The organism is Actinokineospora auranticolor (genome assembly GCF_002934265.1).
Taxonomy (GTDB): Bacteria; Actinomycetota; Actinomycetes; order Mycobacteriales; family Pseudonocardiaceae; genus Actinokineospora; species Actinokineospora auranticolor.
In genome coordinates this window covers 17,406-35,809 of sequence record NZ_PTIX01000010.1, presented here as the reverse complement: position 1 = coordinate 35,809, position 18,404 = coordinate 17,406, and the positions used below count along the sequence as shown (strand labels likewise).

Annotated in this window: 17 protein-coding genes and 1 pseudogene; 7 read left to right on the top strand and 11 right to left on the bottom strand. The window is 72.2% G+C overall.

Going from position 1 to position 18,404, the window contains the following annotated elements; translation table 11 throughout:
* Nucleotides 1-361: 361 nt before the first annotated feature.
* Together CLV40_RS19125 and CLV40_RS19120 are read right to left on the bottom strand one after the other, a co-directional pair.
* Nucleotides 362-1,156 carry a GntR family transcriptional regulator gene (locus tag CLV40_RS19125; RefSeq protein WP_245931384.1) on the bottom strand — a complete coding sequence of 265 codons (795 nt, stop codon included), beginning with the start codon at nucleotides 1,154-1,156 and terminating at the stop codon, nucleotides 362-364.
* A gap of 42 nt (nucleotides 1,157-1,198) precedes the next feature.
* Nucleotides 1,199-2,188, bottom strand: coding sequence for a GDP-L-fucose synthase family protein (locus tag CLV40_RS19120; protein WP_104480325.1), 990 nt, complete (start codon nucleotides 2,186-2,188; stop codon nucleotides 1,199-1,201).
* Nucleotides 2,189-2,864: 676 nt separating this feature from the next.
* Here CLV40_RS19120 and CLV40_RS19115 point away from each other — a divergent pair.
* Nucleotides 2,865-3,719, top strand: a complete 855-nt coding sequence (locus CLV40_RS19115) for an FkbM family methyltransferase (protein ID WP_146108105.1) — start codon at nucleotides 2,865-2,867, stop codon at nucleotides 3,717-3,719.
* A gap of 20 nt (nucleotides 3,720-3,739) precedes the next feature.
* Nucleotides 3,740-4,498 (top strand): 5'/3'-nucleotidase SurE, encoded by a 759-nt coding sequence (gene surE, locus CLV40_RS19110; RefSeq protein ID WP_104480323.1) that lies wholly within the window; start codon nucleotides 3,740-3,742, stop codon nucleotides 4,496-4,498.
* A gap of 1,315 nt (nucleotides 4,499-5,813) precedes the next feature.
* On the opposite strand, the gene CLV40_RS19105 is transcribed toward surE, so the two are convergent.
* The 5 genes and pseudogenes from CLV40_RS19105 to CLV40_RS19090 all read right to left on the bottom strand — a co-directional run.
* Complete coding sequence (locus tag CLV40_RS19105) at nucleotides 5,814-6,155, bottom strand: STAS domain-containing protein (RefSeq protein WP_181043592.1); 342 nt, start codon at nucleotides 6,153-6,155, stop codon at nucleotides 5,814-5,816.
* Between the two features lie 222 nt (nucleotides 6,156-6,377).
* Complete coding sequence (locus CLV40_RS19100) at nucleotides 6,378-7,346, bottom strand: helix-turn-helix transcriptional regulator (protein WP_104480321.1); 969 nt, start codon at nucleotides 7,344-7,346, stop codon at nucleotides 6,378-6,380.
* A 101-nt stretch (nucleotides 7,347-7,447) separates the two neighbouring features.
* Nucleotides 7,448-8,611 carry a hypothetical protein gene (locus tag CLV40_RS19095; RefSeq protein WP_104480320.1) on the bottom strand — a complete coding sequence of 388 codons (1,164 nt, stop codon included), beginning with the start codon at nucleotides 8,609-8,611 and terminating at the stop codon, nucleotides 7,448-7,450.
* Nucleotides 8,612-8,818: 207 nt separating this feature from the next.
* Nucleotides 8,819-9,055, bottom strand: coding sequence for a proprotein convertase P-domain-containing protein (locus tag CLV40_RS40795; RefSeq protein WP_281261672.1), 237 nt, complete (start codon nucleotides 9,053-9,055; stop codon nucleotides 8,819-8,821).
* A 165-nt stretch (nucleotides 9,056-9,220) separates the two neighbouring features.
* Nucleotides 9,221-10,435, bottom strand: a pseudogene (locus tag CLV40_RS19090) (M14 family metallopeptidase); the annotation flags it as partial.
* A 562-nt stretch (nucleotides 10,436-10,997) separates the two neighbouring features.
* Between CLV40_RS19090 and CLV40_RS19085 the strand changes: the two are divergent.
* Nucleotides 10,998-11,894, top strand: coding sequence for a helix-turn-helix domain-containing protein (locus CLV40_RS19085; protein WP_104480318.1), 897 nt, complete (start codon nucleotides 10,998-11,000; stop codon nucleotides 11,892-11,894).
* Between the two features lie 115 nt (nucleotides 11,895-12,009).
* Here the strand turns inward: CLV40_RS19085 and CLV40_RS19080 are convergent, their stop codons facing one another.
* On the bottom strand, nucleotides 12,010-12,639 hold the full coding sequence (locus tag CLV40_RS19080; protein ID WP_104480317.1) for a cation efflux transmembrane domain-containing protein: 630 nt from the start codon (nucleotides 12,637-12,639) through the stop codon (nucleotides 12,010-12,012).
* Nucleotides 12,636-12,953, bottom strand: a complete 318-nt coding sequence (gene cmtR, locus CLV40_RS19075; protein WP_104480316.1) for a Cd(II)/Pb(II)-sensing metalloregulatory transcriptional regulator CmtR — start codon at nucleotides 12,951-12,953, stop codon at nucleotides 12,636-12,638. The genes CLV40_RS19080 and cmtR overlap by 4 nt, the downstream gene beginning before the upstream one ends.
* Before the next feature lie 63 nt (nucleotides 12,954-13,016).
* Here cmtR and CLV40_RS19070 point away from each other — a divergent pair, with 63 nt between their 5' ends.
* The 3 genes from CLV40_RS19070 (at nucleotide 13,017) to CLV40_RS19060 (ending at nucleotide 15,295) form a co-directional block, all read left to right on the top strand.
* Nucleotides 13,017-13,358, top strand: coding sequence for a hypothetical protein (locus CLV40_RS19070; RefSeq protein WP_104480315.1), 342 nt, complete (start codon nucleotides 13,017-13,019; stop codon nucleotides 13,356-13,358).
* Nucleotides 13,355-14,245, top strand: a complete 891-nt coding sequence (locus CLV40_RS19065; RefSeq protein ID WP_104480314.1) for a carbohydrate kinase family protein — start codon at nucleotides 13,355-13,357, stop codon at nucleotides 14,243-14,245. Before CLV40_RS19070 ends, CLV40_RS19065 begins: the two co-directional genes overlap by 4 nt.
* Nucleotides 14,246-14,452: 207 nt before the next feature.
* Complete coding sequence (locus CLV40_RS19060; RefSeq protein WP_104480313.1) at nucleotides 14,453-15,295, top strand: SAM-dependent methyltransferase; 843 nt, start codon at nucleotides 14,453-14,455, stop codon at nucleotides 15,293-15,295.
* A 968-nt stretch (nucleotides 15,296-16,263) separates the two neighbouring features.
* Here CLV40_RS19060 and CLV40_RS19055 read toward each other — a convergent pair.
* Nucleotides 16,264-17,196: a LysR family transcriptional regulator gene (locus CLV40_RS19055; protein ID WP_104480312.1), complete on the bottom strand. Its 933-nt coding sequence runs from the start codon at nucleotides 17,194-17,196 to the stop codon at nucleotides 16,264-16,266.
* 70 nt (nucleotides 17,197-17,266) lie between these two features.
* On the opposite strand from CLV40_RS19055, the gene CLV40_RS19050 reads away from it, so the two are divergent.
* The gene (locus CLV40_RS19050) at nucleotides 17,267-17,623 is read left to right on the top strand and encodes a nuclear transport factor 2 family protein (RefSeq protein ID WP_104480311.1); all 357 of its coding nucleotides are present in this window, start codon (nucleotides 17,267-17,269) and stop codon (nucleotides 17,621-17,623) included.
* Here CLV40_RS19050 and CLV40_RS19045 read toward each other — a convergent pair.
* On the bottom strand, nucleotides 17,580-18,362 hold the full coding sequence (locus CLV40_RS19045) for an EI24 domain-containing protein (protein ID WP_104480310.1): 783 nt from the start codon (nucleotides 18,360-18,362) through the stop codon (nucleotides 17,580-17,582). The two genes, CLV40_RS19050 and CLV40_RS19045, sit on opposite strands and share 44 nt — an antisense overlap.
* Nucleotides 18,363-18,404 lie beyond the last annotated feature (42 nt).

Sequence of the window (18,404 nt, the reverse complement as noted above, 5' to 3'; positions counted from 1 at the left end):
CCCGGTGGGGTGGCGGGGGCCAAGAGACGTCCGACGGCGATGACCCGCCCACCCGGACGACGCCACCCGACGCGGCGGAAAACCGAAGGCGGACCGTGCACCTACGCCTCGCGCCCCGCCACCGCCCGCGTCGGGTCAGGTGTCGCCCGCACAGCAGCACGTCCCGTCGGACTCGCGGTCGCCCCCGGGTCGGACCGGCCGGGGAACGGCCACGGGGGTAGGGGCGCCGAGCACAGCAGGGCTCGGCGCCCCGTCCTGCGTCAGAAGTCCTTACCAGTTGCCATTTCTGTTCACTCGTCGGGGCATCCGATGATTGCCCCGGGTGCCGCAGTCCACTGCGGAGCACCTATTCCCGGCGAACTCACTCCCACTGTCCCGAGTGGACGCCGAGCTGGTACCCCGCGCGCGCCGAGAACTCCGCGACCACGCTGAACCGGTCCCCGCGCACCACCGTGTGCCGCCACTCCACCGGCGTCCCGTCCACCAGCCCGAGCCGGTCCACCGCCAACGCCGCCGTGCCCACCGGCGCGGCCAGCAGCCGCCGCTCGCCCGGGGTGGGGGTCACGGCCCGGATCCGCTCCTGCCCGGCCGTCAACCGGAGGCCGCACCGCTCGTCCAGTTCCCGGTACAGCGACGTCTCGGCGAAATCGGCTGCCCGCAGCCCCGCGGCCAGCGCGTACGGCAGCCAGACGCGGTCCACCGCCAGCGGCGCGTCGCCCGCCAGGCGCAGGCGCTCCAGGTACAGCAGCGGGGTCGACTCCTCCAGGCCCAGCCGGGTCGCCACCACCCCGTCGGCGCGGCGGTCGAGCACCAGCACGACGCTGCGGGCCGTCAGCCCGGCTTCCTGAACCGATGCGAACAGGCTGTACAGCGCGCCCAGCGGCTGCGTGATCTCCGTCGACCGGCCCAGCCTGGGCGGCTGCCCGCGCCCGGCGACCACGGTCCCGTCGGCGCGCAGCCGCCGCAGGGCCTCGCGCACGGTGTTGCGGCTGACGGCGTACTCGGCGGCCAGCGCCAGCTCACCCGGGAACGCGTCGTCGAACTCGCCCGCGTCGACCCGCCGCAGCAGGTCCGCGCGCAACTGCGACCACAGCGGCACCGACCGCGCGCGGTCCAACCGCCCGGGTCCCCACGCCGAGGCACCCAGCGCGGCCACCCCCTCCCCGGGCCCGCCTGGAAACCGACGCGGTCGAACCTATCAGCGGACCACCTCGTGGCCGCGCACCGCCATCCGGGGGCGCGGCAGGGCCAGGCTGTTGAGGTACCACTGGTACGTCGACGCCACCCCCGCGCGCAGCCGGATCCGCGGCGCCCAGCCCAGCGCCGTCAGCACACCGATGTCCAGCACCCGCCGCGGCGTGCCGTCCGGGCGGCTGGGGTCGAAGGTGATGCCGCCCTGGTAGCCGACCGTGTCCGCGATCATCCTGGCCAGGTCGGCGATGCTGATGTCCCGGCCGGTGCCCACGTTCACCGGCTCGGCCCGGTCGTAGTGCGACAGCAGGGTGATGCACGCGTCGGCGAGGTCGTCGGCGTGCAGGAACTCGCGGCGCGGGGTGCCGGTGCCCCACACCGCGACCGACTCGGCACCGGTCTGCGCGGCCTCGTGGAAGCGGCGCATCAGCCCCGCGAGCACGTGCGAGTCGGTGGGGTGGAAGTTGTCGCCCGGGCCGTAGAGGTTGGTCGGCAGCGCGGTGATCCACGGCAGGCCGTCCTGCTCGCGCACCGCCCGCACCTGCGCCATGCCCGCGAACTTGCCGATGGCGTACGTGTGGTTCGCCGGTTCCAGCGGGCCCGACAGCAGCGACGTCTCCCGGATCGGCTGCCGCGACTCCCGCGGGTACAGCCGCGACGAGCCGAGGAACAGCAGCCGCGGCACCCGCAGCGCCCGCGCGGCGTCGAGCACGGAGAGCTGGATGCGCAGGTTGTCGGAGAGGAAGTCCGCGGGCTGGGCGGCCTCCGCGGCGATTCCGCCGCCGCGCGCCGCGCACAGCACGATCGCGGCCGGGGCGTTGTCGGCCAGGAACCGCGCGGTCGCCCCGCGCGCCCGCAGGTCCACTTCGGACGACTCGGCCAGCACCAGGTTCTCGTAGCCCGCCGCGCGCAGGCGCCTGCACAGGGCCGACCCGGCCAGGCCGCGGTGGCCCGCGACGAAGATCCGGGCGTCCGGGGTGAGCTCCGGGGCACGCATGGCGATCCCTTCCGTTGCGCGGGCGGCGTCGGCTGCCGGTGATCACCGTCCGCCCGGCGCGCACCCGCGCGTTGATCACCGTCGGCCCCGGCCAGGATGGCAGGTAACCGGGTGGATCGCCCCCGTCCGGCGGTGTCGCCGCGCCGGGCGCCGTGGCAGGGCCGGGTGGGGGCCCACTCGCAGTGGGCGTACTGCCGGTTGGTGGTCGCGTTAGATCCGCTAGTCGAGTGAGCCGACCGTCGGGTGTGGTGACGGCCCGCGATGCAGGGCAGAGGCAGCGGGCGCGTTACGGGTCTCCGTTAGCACGATCGAGTGGGTTTCGCGGTGCCGAGGTGGGCTCTCGGCCCGGCGCGGGTGGCGCACCGTCGGTCGTCGTGGGCGGATCGCCACCCGATCGGGTTGTCTCGCCGTGGCGTTCCCGCCGACCGGCACGCGCAACGTCCACAATCGAGCCCCCGCCGCCCCACGGGACGGCGATGTTCGCCGTATCGAAGGATGGGAGCCCGCCGGTGTCCCCGCGCCCCTGGACCCGCCCGCCGGAGTGGAGACCGGTCGCCACCCGCCGCGGTGCGGAAAATCCACTGTGGACTCCAATGGTTGGGAACGGATCGTTGTGGCGCAAGGGGTTGGTGTGGTCCAAGGCGCGTGGGACGGCTGCCGCGCGGGAGCGCGCGGCGTGACCGGGCCGCGGAGCGCGACGCTGCCGAGGCCCGCGCTGCGGGTGGGCAGGCCCGCGCCGGTGCGCGTGGGGCTGGCGCACGGGCTGGCGCGGGCGCACGCGCGGATCACCCGCGGGTCGCTGAGCTCGCCGGTGCTGGCGGTGCTCGACCGGGTGCTGCCGCGCGGTCCGCTACCGCCGGTCGCCGCGACGCTCGCGCCGGGGGTCTCCCTGCGCGTCGAGGGCGCGCTGGCCAGGACGGCGGTGGTCGCCGCCGGGCACGAGCACCGGGAAGCGGAGATCCTGACGGCGGCGCTGCGGCCGGGCGGGGTGTTCGTCGACGTCGGCGCGCACGTCGGGTGGCTGAGCCTGCTGATCGCCGCGCACCGGCCGGACACGTTCGTGTGGGCGCTGGAACCGGTACCGCTGACCGCGGACGCGCTCGGCGCGAACCTGGCCGCGTCCGGTCTGTCCACTGTGGAGCTGATCCGGGTGGCGGCGGGCCCGCGCCGGGCCTCCGCCTGGTTCACCACGCACCCGGACAGCAGCTTCGCCCACCAGTCCGACATCGACCCGGTCCGCGGCGCCCTGCCGGAGACGGGGGAGGTGCGCTGCCCGGTGCTCCCGCTCGACGAGCTGTGGGCGCACCGCGGCTGGCCGCGGGTCGACGCGGTGAAGGTCGACGTCGAGGGCGCGGAACCGGACGTGCTGCGCGGCGCCACGACCCTGTTGACCCGCGACCGCCCGCTGCTCGTCGTCGACGCCCCCACCGGCTACGCCCGCGCCGACCTGGCCGAACGCCTGGCGCCGCTGGGCTACCGGCAGCACCGCGCGCCCGGCATGCACCCCCGCAACATCGTCTTCCACGTGTGATCCCCGGGTAGGTTGGTGGCATGGTCGGTACGGCCCTGATCACCAACGACGACGGCGTCGAGGCCCCCGGCCTGCGCGCGCTGGCCACCGCGGCGCTCGCTGCCGGTCTGCGGGTCACGGTCGCCGCCCCGCTCACCGACGCCAGCGGCACCGGCGCGAGCCTGCGAGCAGCGGAAAGCCACCGCCGCGTGGTGACGCGGGAAGTGGACCTCGACGGCCTCCCGGCACTGGGCGTCGGCGCCCACCCGGGCCTGATCGCCCTGGCGGGTTGTCAGGGGGCGTTCGGGGAACGACCGGACGTGCTGCTGTCCGGCATCAACCGGGGCGCCAACCTCGGCCGCGCGCTCCTGCACTCCGGCACCGCGGGGGCGGCCCTGACGGCGAGCGTCGCGGGTATCCGCGCGGCGGCCTTCTCCCTCGACGTGTGGCCCGCGCGGGGGACCGTGGAGCACTGGGAGACGGTGGCGAGCCTGGTGCCGGAGGTCCTCGACCTCCTGCGCGACTGCCCGCCGGGCACGGTGTTCAACGTCAACGTCCCGAATGTCCCGACCGCGCACCTGCCCACCCTCAAGTGGGCCGACCTGTCGGAATTCGGCTCGGTCCGCAGCTCCGTGACCCGCCTGGACGACGGGGCGATCGGCGTGACCACCGTGGCGGGCGACGCGGAACCCGCCCCGGGCACCGACGCCGCCCTGCTGGCGGCGGGCCACCCGACCATCACACCGATCCGCTCGGTGGCCGAAGACCCCCGAATCGACCGCGCGCCGTTCACCCGCTGAGGCCCGCCCGCCGAGATTTCCCTTGAGGCAGGGGGATGCGCCTCCGCCCCCGGTATCCAATCTACCGGCGAGCGCTGACAGTTCCGGCCGAAGACGATCAAGCCTGTGGACAACCGCCCCGCCTGCTTGGCCTGTGCCGCCCACGCCAACCGCCTGCCCCGAAGGCCGCCCCACGATCGACACCCAGCCCCGACCTCCACCCAGCCGCGCTATGCCGGACGCGCAACCGCCACCCAGCACCAACCCGAAGCGCTTGACTGCGCACCCCGCCGCACAATCCCAGCCTGACCCAACACGCCCCGTCACGTCATCGGTGGGTTTCGATTCCTCCTCGGCCCCCCGGAAACCGCCGTGAAAGCCCGCTTCCTGCCCGACCCAACGCGCCCCCACCACATCGTCCGAGCCGTTTTCACACACGCGCCCAGAGTTGTCCACAGCCTTGATCATTTTCGCCCGGAACTGTCGGCCCCTCTCGCTAGCATGGATACCGGGGGCCGGAGGCACGCGTTGATCATCTTGCCGCTCCTGCCGTCCTTCTTGCCCAGGCGCCCCACCACCCCCAGACGCCCGCGCCCGAATCCCGGCCCAGCAACACCCTTCTCTTCCCAGCCACCCCCACCACCGCCGCAGGATCCCAGCCCTCGCGCACCGCAACGTGGCTGTACCGGACTCACCCCGAATCCGCCGCAGGATCCCAGCCCCCACCCAGCGCAACACGGCGGTACCGGACCCACCCCGCAACCGCCGCGGGATCCCACCCACCCACCACACACAGAACGCAATGCGGCTGTACCGGACCCACCCCATAACCGCCGCTTGAGCCCAGCCCCGCCTGACGCAACGCGCCCCTGCCATTCGCCTTGATTGGGTGGACTTGCTTTGTGTGGGGGGACGGGCCTGCCAAGCTCTCCTGCGGGTGGGGGCTTGCCCCTCCCCACCGCTCTTGCCCCACCGCAGGCTCGTAGGGGCCCCGCGCAAAGCAAGTTCGCCCAATCGGGGCCTCCCAGCTTTTCCGCGAACAGCCGGACCGATCAACCCGGCCACGGCCCCGACCGGCACCCCGCAGATCAGAAGGCGATCAACGCACGCCTCCGGCCCCAACGGCACTCCGCAGGCCGCAAGGCGATCAACGCACGCCTCCGGCCCCAGCGACACCCCACGGGCCACAAAGCGATCAACCCGGCCACGCCCGCAACCGGCACCCCGCAGACCGCAAGATGATCAACGCATGCCTCCGGCCCCCACTATCCATCCTAGCCAAGAGGACCGACAAAACCGCCCAAAGATGATCAAGCCTGTGGACAACCTCAAGAGATCAGGCGTCAACCGTCAACGCGTCAGCGACGGTGCGATACGGCGCGATCGCCTCGATGGTGCCCGTGACCTCCATAGCCCGCAGCACCGCGGGCACACACGCCGCCACCCGCACACTCCCCAACGCCGTCCGCCGCGTCTCCGCCAGCAACTCCAGGCCGCACGACCCGATGAACCCCACCGCCCCCAGGTCGACGACCAAGAGCGCAGGCGCCCGGCGCAGCCGCACCGCCAGGGCGGCTTCCACGGTGGGGCAGGTGGCCAGGTCTATGTCCCCGCTCAACCGGAGCACCGGGGCTCTGCGGTCGTGCGAGATGGCGAGTTCCAGAGGGGTCGACCTCATGTGGCGCTCCCAGGTGTCGGGGCGGCCACGAAGAAAATGTAGTCCGAGTTCGGTCTGACACCCGAATGGCATCTCCGACGCGGCGTCACCGGATGATCGTGACAGCGTGATCGTGACAACCCCGACGCTACGCCCTCCGCCCCCGGACTCAAACCCCCGGCCCGGGTGACCACCGGCTCGACCGAACGTGATCGGTCGGTGACCCGCTGTCCACTTCCCCTGCTAGATCCACCCCCGCCGGGCCGCCAGCATGCCCGCCTGGAACCGGGTGTCGGCGCCGAGGGTGGTCATCATCTCCGCGATCCGGCGGACCACCGTGCGCTGCGCCACCCCCAGCGCGCGGGCGATGGCCTGGTCTTTCAGGCCCGCCGCCATCAGGGACAGCACTTGGCGGTCGCGGTCGGACAGCCCCTCGCGCGGGGGTTGGCTGCCGCCGTGCACCGGCGCGGCCTGTTCCCACAGCGCCTCGAAGCACACCACCAGGCCCTCGACCAGCGGTGCGGCGTGCACCAGCAGACGCGTCCTGGTTTCCGCGGCGGCGAACGAGACCGGCATCAGCGCGACGCGGCGGTCCACGATGAGCATCTTCATCGGTGCCGACGCGAGTGTGCGCGCCTGCTCGCCCGCCGCGATGCAGGCCATCATCTGCTCGTAGTGGCCGGGCAACTGCAAGGCGGGTCCGTGGTAGAGCGAGCGGTACCGCACGCCGCGCCGCAGGGTCACGAGTTCCTGGTCGTTCTGCACCGGTGTGCCGTGCAGGTACGGCGGCGCGTCGATGATCAGCACCTCGTCCTGCGCGCTCAACTGCATCTGCGCCAACCGGTGCTGGATGACGTCGTTGCCCTCCAGGATCTCCACCACGTCCGTCTCGGCCGACGCGGGTGTCTCCCGCAGCCGCAGCGCCAGTTCCCTGGCCGAGGCGCGCAGCCCCTCCAACTCCTGTTGCCTGCGCGAGACGAGCGCGTCGATGGACACCTCCGGCGGGGCCACGACGTAGCGCATGGGGCGGGCCAGCAGGGTGGTGACCAACCCGGCCTCGGTGAGGGTGCGCAACGCGCGGCGGACGGCCGGGAGCGCGAGTTCGGCGGATTCCGCGATGTCCTGCGCCGTCCCGCGCGGGGTGGTGGCGAGGGCGAGGTACACCGCGTTGTCGGTCTCGTTGAGCCCGACCGGCCCTAACAGGTGTGCCATCCCGACACCCTAGTGCCTTGATCGAGTCCGGGTGCCGGGAAACATATTCCCGGGTGGAGCCCCGGGCCGGGCCCGAGGCTCCACAGTGGACGAAGAGTGGACTAGCGCGGCGGTCGGACGGTCCAGCGCAGCGGCACGGTCTCCCACTGCGGCGTCACCGCCCGCCCGATGATCACGCCCTGGTTGTTCAGCGCGGTCGGCATCGCGTTGGTCGAGTTCGGCGCGCCCGCCGTGCCGAGGTCGGTGACCCGGCCCTGCCGCCACAGGAAGGCCTGCCGCCGCGAGTAGTCCGGGGTCTCGCTCCAGCCGACCACGTCACCGAGGTCGTTGACCGCCACCGCGCCGCTCGCCCCGCCCAGCGGCGACCCGAGGTCGACCACCCGGCCGTCGCGCCACAGCACCGCGCGGTTGCCGGAGGTGCCGACGATGTCGCCGCGTTCGTTGACCGCCTGCCGGTTCGCCGACACCGACGACCACGTCGCCGACGGCAGCGCGGGCAGCCCGGTCACCGCCGCGCCGTCCCAGCGCACCGCGTTGGTGCCGATGGTGCCCACGATCGCGCCCCGGTCGTTGATCGCCGACACCGACGCCAGGCCGGTCGCGCCGGGCAGCCAGGCCAGCTCCTCGCACGTCGCGCCCTGGCACCGGAACGCGTACGGGTGGTTGCCGAACTGCGGCACGTACGCGCCCGCCAGCACGCCGTTGTTGTTCACCGCGTTGAGGCTCAGGTGCGGACCCGGCACGGGCAGGCCGACGAACGCGCCGTCCTTCCAGTAGCCGACGCGCTCCATGTGGTAGCTCTGGGTCGTGCTGGGGAAGGCGACCGGCGCGGTGCCGTCGTCGGCGATCGGGCCGGTGATCGCGAACGCCCGGTTGGGCAGCGGCAGCGCGGTCGACGTGCCGCGGAAGTACAGCCGCGGCGTGCGCTCGTACGCGCCGACCGACCCGGACACCTGTTCGCCGCCCACGACCTGGCCGCGCTCGTTGATCCCGGTGGCGGCGCCGGGACCGAGGTCGGTGACGGTCGCGCCGCGCCACAGCACGGCGCGCGACGCCCCGGGGCCGCGGCTGCCGCCGACGATCTCGCCGCGCTCGTTGAGCGCGACCGCGTCGGCGCTGGTGTGGCCGGGTGGCAGGGGCAGGGGAGCGGCGGAGAGCACCGGACCGCGGTCGTCCGCGGCCGACGCGGGCGCGGCCACCGGGGCCAGCGCCAGGAGCAGCAGCGCCGCGGGGAACACGCGGCGCGGAGCAGGGAGTTGAGACATGTTCAGCAGGCTGCTCCGGTGAGATGGCCCAGGGCTATACGCCGTACGGCCCAAACCCGCACAGTTCACCCGTTTACTGCTTGGCCGTCGAAGTACCGCTGCTAGACGGGTGAATTCGCGCTGTTCGCCCGGTGTGCGGACGGCGAAAAATAAGTGTCACCCCCGCCTGACCGACCTAGGCGGGGGTGACGTCCGGCTACCTGGAAGCTAGAAGGAGAGCTTCCAGCCGTCGATGTAGCCGGTGTCCGAGCGGTAGGTGTCCTGGGCCTTCAGCCGCCAGGTGCCGTTGGCGACCTCGGAGGAGGCGTTCACGGTGTAGGTGGCGAGGATGTTGTCGGCCGAGTCGCTGGTGCTGGAGTTCTTCAGCCGGTAGGTGCTGCCGTCGGGGGCGACCAGGTCGACCACGACGTCACCGCGGAAGGTGTGCTTGATGTCGACGTCCACCTTCAACGTCGCGGGCGCGTTGCCCGGCACCCCGGTGACCGCGATGTCGCTGTAGACGGCCGCCCCCGCGTCCGGGATGTCCACGTTGGCGGTGTTCTCGAAGACCTTGCCACCCGGCGGGTTCGTGCCGCCGCAGGTGCCGCCGGTCGCGCGCGGCGGGCAGTCGGCGTAGTCGAGCAGGTGCAGCACGGCGTTCTTGTTGCGCGCGGTCTCCCGGCCGATCACCTCGTCGGGCGGGTAGAAGCCGCCGCCGGAGCCCGAGCTGGTCGGGTACATCTCGAAGGTGAACGCCCAGATCTTGTGCACGCCCCACAGGTAGTCGTCGATCGCGCCGTCGGTGATGTAGAGCGCCGAGTCCTGCTCGGGGGTGTAGCCGTTGGTCTGCGCCATCGCGCGGCCCAGCGTCTGGAAGGTGTTGTACTCGCTCTGCGTCATGCCCGGCACGACCTGCGACTGCGTCCACCCGAACGGCCACATGACCAGCTCGCTGTAGGAGTGGAAGTCGATGGCCGCGGTGATCTGCTGCTTGCCGCCGACGTTGCGGCTCTTCACGAAGTTCTGCACCGACGACACCTCGGGCGCCGACCCGGCGAAGGTGCCGCGGTAGGTGTCGGAGGAGGGGCTCGTGGAGGAACCGTTGCAGCAGCCCCACTTGAAGTCCCAGTTGCGGTTGAGGTCGGTGCCGACCGCGGTGGAACCCGAGTTGGCCTGGCGGTTCTTGCGCCAGCTGCGGTACGAGCCCGTGGCGATGTCGTACTCGCCGCCGTCGGGGTTGAGGTCGGGCAGGATCCAGATCTCCCGGCTGTCCACCAGCGCCTTGACCCGGCTGTCGGTGGCGTAGGAGCCGGTGAACAGGTTGACCAGGTACAGCGCCATCTCGACGGTGATGTGCTCGCGGGCGTGCTGGTGGTGGGTGAACAGCACCTCCGGCTCGTCCTCGTCGGTCGCCGCGTTGTCCGAGATCTTGATCGCGTACAGGTCCCGGCCCTGCGACGACTTGCCGACCACCTGCTTGGTGATCAGGTTGGGGTAGGCGGCGACGGCTTTGTCGATCTCGGCGGTCATCTCGGCGTAGTTGTGGTACCCCGAGTCCGCGCTGGGGAAGTCCAGCGGGTTCGCGAGCCCGCGGCCGGTCGGCGCGGCGGCGTCGGGGGTCACGGTGAAGCCGAGCGCGCGGATCCGGGCGACCTCCTCGGGGGTCGCGGTGATCAGCGTGCGGCTGTCCTCGCGGCCGTTGATCGCGGCGCCGGTGGCCGCGACGGCGGTGCGCTGCTCGACCGTGCGCACACCGCTGACGGTGTACTCGGCGGTCGCGCGCGGCTCGGCGGCCGCGGCCGTGGCGACGCTGGTCGCCGGTGCCGCCGTGGTCACCACGACCATGGCGGTCAGCGCGCAGGCGAGCAGGGAAAGACGAGTGCGTTTCAAGGTACCTCCCGCAGGGAGCGCCGGTGACGGCGCTGGAGGGAACGGCACGCCGTCGGCGCGCGCGCACCCTCACCCGGAACACCCGCCGACCGCGTTACCCGGCGAATACTGGCCCGACGGGTCCGGGTGCGGCAAGGGGAGGATCCCGATGGGATGTTGCCGGATCTTTCCCAGTCGAGAATTGCGTATTGGGAATCACCCAACAGGGCGATGCGCGGGTGTGGAATCGGGTTATCAGCAGGTCAGCGACGTAACGCTGGGCGATCGCCGCTCGGTGGTAAAGATGAAACCCGCACGCCACGAACGTGACGGAGAATCGTCCGACTCGCCCGGGCCCGGTTTCCCTCAGTCATGACGCGGCGGGAAAACCCTAGTCGGATCGGGTCGCGTACGGGCCTATCAGGGAATAGGACGTCGATTTCCGTGAGCGTTCTGGTGATTGTGACCGCGCATGGCAGGGCCGCCGCAACGAACCGCCTCTTCCCACGAACGGGCGAGGAAAGCTACGTTCCGGGAGGTGACCGTCCCGGCCCCCGGCTGCTTCGCCGATGCCCTGCGCGCGGCGATCCAGGTCCGCGAGACCACCCTGGAGCGACTCGCCGAGCAACTGCGCGCCCGCGGCACGCCGGTCAGCCTGGCGACCCTGAGCTACTGGCAGACCGGCCGCAGCCGCCCCGAACGCCCCCGGTCGTTGGCCGCGCTCGACCACCTGGAGGCGCTGCTCGGCCTGGCGCCCGGGTCGCTGCGGTCGCTGCTGGAGGCCCCCAAGCCGCGCGGCCGGGCGGCCCGCCGCGTGCCGCAGCCGCTGGCCGTGTCGGCGCCGTGGTCGGACATGGGGGAGTTCCGCAGGTTGGTGGCGGAGCTGGACCTGAGCCAGGATGCCCTGCTGACCAGGCTGAGCGCCCACGACCACATCGAGATCGGCGCCGACCGGGTCAAGAGGGTCCAGCGCACCCGCCAGGTATTGCGCGCGGAACGTGATGGTGTGGACCGGATCGTGGTCACCAGCTGGGCGGAGCGCCGAGGAGGTCCGCCACCTTCGGTGACGGGCCTGCGCAACTGCACCGTCGGTCGGGTCAACATCGACCGCACGGGCGGCCAGATCGCGGCGGAACTCCTCTTCGACCACACCCTGGCGCGCCGGGAGACGATCATCGTGGAGCACGAGTACCGGATTCCTCAGCCCAGTCCGATCGCGCTCGGGCACCAGAGGGTGAGCAGGCTGCCGGTGCGGGGGTATCTGTTGGAGGTTCGGTTCGATCCGCGGGCGCTGCCGAGGTACTGCGTCCAGTACTCGGAGATCGGGGGTCGAGAACAGGTTCGGGCTGTTGATCTGGACTCCGCGCACACGGCTCACGCCTACGCGACTGACTTGCAGGGCCGCTACGGCCTTCGCTGGGCTTGGGGCCGCTAGGCGGAGTTGTCCACAGGCTCGCTGTTGATCTTCCGGTTTTGTCGGTCGCCCTGGCTAGGATGGATAGTGGGGGCCGGAGGCGCGCCTTGATCATCAGGGGCCGCTGGGCTGCGGGTCAGCAGCAGTGCTCGCCCCGCCAAGCCGTGCGGCCCTCGTTCACCGCCGCCGCCGCGATTGCCAGGCCGACCACCGGGTCTGCCCACCACCAGCCCAGCCACGAGTTGAGCAGCAACCCCACCAGCAGTACCCCCGACAGGTACGTGCACAGCAACGTCTGCCGGGAGTCCGCCACCGCGCTCGCCGACCCCAGCTCCCGCCCCGCCCGCCGCTGCGCCGCCGACAGGAACGGCATGACCGCCAACGACACCGCCGCCAGTGCGATGCCGACCGTCGAGTGGGCCGCGACCTCCCCACCCGCCAGCGCCCGGGCGGATTCGATCGCCACGTAGGCGGCCAGTGCGAAGAACGACACCGCGATGACCCGCAGGGCCGCGCGTTCGCGCTTGGCGTGGTCCGTGCCGGAGAACTGCCAGGCGACGGCCGTTGCCGAGGCGACCTCGATCACCGAGTCGAGGCCGAAGCCGATCAGCGCCGTTGAGGACGCGACCGCGCCTGCGGTGATTGCGACGACCGCTTCGGCAACGTTGTAGGTGATGGTGGCACCGACCAGCCATCGGACCCGGCGGGTGAGCAACGTTGTGCGTTCTGCGGTCGTGTTGCAACACGCACACGCGTCGGTGCTCATCCGTTCAGGCACGTCTCATCGGTGTCCACGGCCAGCACCACCTTGACCAGTTCGCCCAGCGCCCGCGCCAGGTGTTCGTCGGCTGGCGCGTACCGCACCTGGCGGCCCTCGTAGGTGGCCACGAGCAGCCCGCAGCCGCGCAGGCACGACAGGTGGTTGGAGACGTTGGAGCGCGTCAGGCCCAGGTGGTCGGCGAGGTGCGCGGGGTAGCTGACCCCGTCCAGCACGGCGACCAGGATCCGGCAGCGGGTCGGGTCGGCGAGCGCCTTGCCGAGGCGGGCGAGGGCGTCCTCCCGTGTTTCACACTTCAGCACAGCGGAAACCGTACAGCATCCACTGAACTGTCGGTTGTCGGTCCCGTGCGGCATGCTGGGCTCGTGACCATGGAACCGCTGTTCCCGCAGGCCGCCGAGCAAGACCCGCTGTACGCGGCGCTGTCGTCGGTCGCGCGCCAGGAGGCCGCCCGGTTCGCCGACCGGAACCTGCGGGTGCGGCGGTCGCCGGTGGTGCACGCCGTGCGGATGGTGCCGTGGGTGTCCGGGCTGACCATGCCCGCGCCCGCCTGCGGCCAGGGCTGGTCCGGCGCGGGCGCGGGCGAGCTGCACCCGGTCGCCGAGACGGTCAACTGCGGGCACTGCCGCGCCTCCGCCGAGGCCCGCGCCGCCGCGGTCGCGGGCGACCAGGCGTCCCAACCGCAGCTGCCGTTCCCGCGCCAGTGATCAGCGTCGTCGGCGAGGCCCTGGTCGACATGATCGCCGACGGCCGGGTGTTCACCGCGCACCCCGGCGGCAGCCCGGCGAACGTCGCCGTGGGGCTGGCGCGGCTCGGGGTGCCGGTCGCGCTGTCGACGAGCATCGGCGACGACCTGCTCGGTGCCCTGCTGCGCGAACACCTCGCCGAGGTCTCCCTGCGCACCCTCGACACCGCCGCGACCAGCGTCGCCTTCGCCTCGACCGACCTCGACGGCGTCGCCGCCTACGACTTCCGCATCGGCTGGGACGTCGACCGCGTCCCGGCCGTCGAGGGCGCCACCTGCCTGCACACCGGGTCGCTGGCCGCCGCGCTGTCGCCCCGCGCCGTCGAGGACGCGATGCGCGCCGCGCGCGATGCCGGGCGCACGGTGTCCTACGACCCGAACATCCGGCCGTCCCTCGCGGGTGCCGTGGCGGACGAGCGGGCGCGGGTGGCGCGGCAAGTGGCGCTGGCGGACGTCGTGAAGGCCAGCGCGGAGGACCTCGCCTGGCTCTACCCGTCCGTCGATCCGGTGTTTCACTCCAACGAGTGGCTGGGTCGGGGGCCGAGGCTGGTGGTGGTCACGCTCGGTTCCCGGGGTGCGCACGCGATCACGGCCAACACCCGGCTCACCCGACCCGCCCCGCAGGTCACCGCGGTCGACACCGTCGGCGCGGGTGACGCGTTCACCGCGGGCCTGCTGTGCGTGCTCTCCCGGTCCGGCCTGCTGGGGCCCGGCGCCGACCCGAGCACCCTCGACCTGGCGACCGCACTCGACTTCGCGTGCACCGTCGCCGCCACCACCTGCACGCGCGCGGGTGCCGACCCGCCCTCGCTCGCCGAGTTGGGGACCGCGGTCGACGCGTTGCCCTAGTCGCGCACGGTGGGCTACAAACCGTCACCGGGCGCAGTGGCCGTACCCCACACGTACCAGCGGGCCTCCGACTTCCGGGTGACGATGACCGGACGGGGCGCGAACGCAGCGGAGAACGAGTACGACGTACGACGGGGGCTGTCCGCGATGGCCACCCGGTGTCCTACCCTGTTCACCGTCCGTCGCCGCTCCTGTGGAGTCCGTCACATGTCCGCTGCCGAACGCTCGCCGTGGGACCCCCGCCCGCCGGGGGCCTCCCTCGACTTCGACGCGCCCAACCAGGCGCGGCTGTTCGACGCGCTGCTCGGCGGGCGGGACAACTACGCCGCCGACCGCGAGGTCGTCGCCCGGCTCGCCGCGATGGCCCCCGGCGTCGAGCAGATGGCCCGCGACCACCGCGAGTGGGTGGGTCGGGTCCTGCGGCTGCTGGTCACGCGGCGTGGCGTCGACCAGTTCCTCGACCTGGGCTCGGGACTGCCGTCCGGCGACAACACCCACCAGATCGTGCAGCGGCAGAACCCCGAGGCGAAGGTCGTCTACATCGACAACGACCCGGTCGTCCTCGCGCACGGCCGCGCGCTGCTGGAGGAGAACGAGTACACGCACATGCTCGACTTCGACATCACCCGCCCGGACCGGGTCACCACCGACCCCGGCCTGCGCAAGTGCGTCGACTTCGACCGCCCGATGGCGGTCCTGCTGTGCGCGGTGACCGGCCACATCCTCGACGACGACGTGGTCCGCGCCCTGGTGCGCGGCTGGGTGGAGGCCCTGCCGTCGGGTTCGTACCTGGTGCTGAGCCAGCAGTACGACCCGGCCGACGGCAGCGTGCACAGCGTGCTGGCGCGGACGCTGTTCAAGGAGTTCATGGGGACGGCGGTGGCGACGTCGTTCCGGGAGCGGCCGGAGATCGAGGGGTACTTCGAGGGGTTGCGGCTCATCGAGCCGGGCCTGGTGCTGCTGCACAAGTGGTGGCCCGACGGTCCCCGGCTGACACCGCTGTGCGAACTCAACCACCTGATGCTGGGCGCGCTCGCGCAGAAGCCCTGATTCGCGCGGGGTCGTGCTCGTTGCCCAGGTGTCGTTGGCCTCGGAGCGCTCGCCTGTCAGTGGATCGGCTCAACAGTCATCCGCCTCGCGCTGATCTTGGTATGCCTCCGGCCCCCGGTTTCCATTCTAGTCGCGGGCACCGACAGTGCTGAGCGAAGACGATCAAGCCTGTGGACACCTCGGTGGCCTGCGCGACCGAGGTGGTGCTGTGGACATCGGGGTCCGGGTGGGTCGTGCCTGGTTTGGTGAGGGCGGGTCCGGTGGTCGGGCCGGCGATCGCGGCGGTGGTGGAGGGGCGCACGGTTTGGCGGGGCGAGCGCTGCTGCTGACCCACTGCCCAGCGTGCCCTGATGATCAAGGCGCGCCTCCGGCCCCCGGTGTCCATGCTACCGGCGCACACCGACAGTTCCGGCCGTAGTTGATCAAGGCTGTGGACAACTGGCTTCGCCCGTAACGATTTCAGCTCGGAGTAGTCCCCATGCCTGCGATTTGTCCACAGTGGAGCAATTTGCCGGTCTGGTGCCGCCGCACGCGGCTTGGCGGAGGTGCGGAGGGAGGTCAATCCGGTCTTGGGCTCGAGCGTTGTATTCAGTGGATGTAGGCCGCTATGAGGCGCGGTGGGCTGACCGCTCGCGGCTGTCGATGTGGAGCTCGTGAACGCCGCGATCTCGTTGATGCGCAAGAGATTCGGGGTTGCGGACGACGGTGCGCGGGCGGGGCGATCTGCGAGGCGTACGAGGTCGACGGTCGGGTTGTGGCGTCGGTGTGCGTGGTCGACGCTCCGGCCGGGCCCGCTGGCTCCGTGCGGTGTGTGCCAAGAGCGCCTTTTCGCCTCCGGCCCGGAGGTCGAGGTGGGAGTGCCGGATCTGGCCGAGGCGCCTGGCCTGTCGAACCGGCGGCGGGCAACGGCTGCCGGTGGCGGCCAGACCTCCTGCCCCTGCCGGGCGCCTCGGCCGTGTTGACCCGGATCATTCGTGTGCACCGGCAATGGCGGATGCCTGGGGGTGGGTCGTGTGTCCGGGGGTGGGGGCGCGGCGGGCGGCGGTGATCAGGGCTTGGGCGGGTGGGCTCAGGGGGCCTTCGGCGCGCCACGCGAGTTCGATGCGGCCTCGGGGTTCGGGGTCGGTCAAGGGGATGTGGCGGGTCGTGGTCGGGTGGAGGGCGGCGACGGGGGCGGGGACGACGGCTACACCCATGCCGCGAGCCGCGAGCTTGACCAGGACCTCCGGGGCGCTCGCCTCGAACCCGATACGCGGGGTGAAGCCTGCCGTGGCGCAGGACTGCTCGAGTGCGGCCCGCAGGCCCGTCCCCGGCGGCAGGCTGCCCAGGACGCGGTCGGCGAGGGCGGCCAACGGCAGGGACGCGCGGGTCGCGAGCGGGTCATCCGGGATGACGACGGCGACCAGCGGCTCATCGGTCACGACAACCCCCGTCAGACCGTCCGGCGTCCGGCCCGCCGTGCTGACCCAGGCGAGGTCGATGGTTCCGGTGATCAGTCCCTCGACCAGGTTGTCCGACGTGTCCTCCCGCAGACTGACCTCCACCCGGGGGTGCGCGGTGTGGAAGTCCGCCAGCAGGTCGATCAGGTTGTCGGCGGGTGTGGCCGTCAGCATCCCGACCGTCACCCGCCCCCGCAGCAGCCCCGCCAACTCGTCCACCGCCAGCCGCCCGTCGTCGATGGCTCTCAGGGCGGCTCGGGCGTAGGGGAGCAGGGCCTCGCCCGCCTGGGTGAGGCGGATGGTGCGGCCCGTGCGGTCGAACAGTTCCTGGCCCAGCTCCCGCTCCAGGCGGCGGATCTGGACGCTCACCCCGGGCTGCGCCACGTGCGCGCGTGCCGCCGCCCGGGTGAAGCCGCCTTCCTCGGTGATGGCGAGGAAGTACTCCAGTTGCCGTAGTTCCATAAGCGTCAGTTCTAGCATCAGCAACGAGCCGCTATTCGACTTATGGGTCGACGCGGCACAGACTCGGGGTATGACCAAGACACCCCGTGCGGCCGTGGAGACCTACTTCGACGCGTGGCGGGAGCGGGACTTCGCGCGGTTCCGGTCCGTCCTCGCCGACGACGTCACCTTCCGCGGGCCCCTCGGCACCGCCGACAACGCCGACGAGGCACGGGCGGGCATCGAAGGGCTCTCCAAGATCGTCACCGGGATCGACGTCGTGCACCGCTTCGTCGACGGGCCTGACGTCCTCACCTGGTTCGAGCTGCGCACCGCCGACGCCCCGCCCGTGCCCACCGCCAACTGGAGTCACGTGGTGGACGGGCTGATCACCCGGATCCGGGTCACCTTCGACCCGCGCCCGCTGCTGCCGGGACCCGGTCGATGACCTGGTGCGCCAGCAGCGTGCCGCCCGCCATCGCCGCCGGGAAGACGAACAGGGCGGCCAGCGGCACCAGGCACAGCAGGTAGACCGGCACCGCCAGCCCCAGCGTCAGCGCGCGGCGGGTCTTCAGGGCCCGCCGCCGCGCCCGCAGGCTGACGCCGCGCCGGACGAACGGGATCGCGGTCAGCTCGATCGCCAGCATCCACGCGCCGACGCACACCGCCAGCACCGGCACCACCGTCTGCCCCACCACCGGGATGAACCCGGCCGCGAACAGCACGACGGCCCACAGCAGCCCCCGCACGACCAGCAGCACCGCGTCGCGCAGCCCGATCCACGCGGCCCGCCCCCAGCCGATCTCCTGGGCCGACGGCACACCGCCGAGCTCCCGGTCCTCGACCTCCTCGGCGATGCTCTCGTAGAACGGACCGCCGACGATCAGCGTCAGCGCGCAGAACAGCACCTGCGACAGCGCGATCGCGCCCACCACGACCGAGATGCCCACGCTCACGCGCAGCAGCGTCCGCCACAGCGCCGCCCAGTCGTCGGCGAAGGGGGTCGCCCAGGCGACCAGGTCGCCGACCGAGAACGCCAGGCCGATGAGCGCGGCGAAGAGCAGGACGCTGGTCACCAGGGCGGGCAGCGCGCCCCGCACCAGCAGGCGGCGGTCGCTGAGGACCAGCCGGAAGCCGCGGGCCAGCAGGCCGACGCCCGCACCGAAGTCGCGAAGGGGAGTGATCACGACGGGAATCGTACAAATCGACTTGACCTCCAGTTCGCCTTA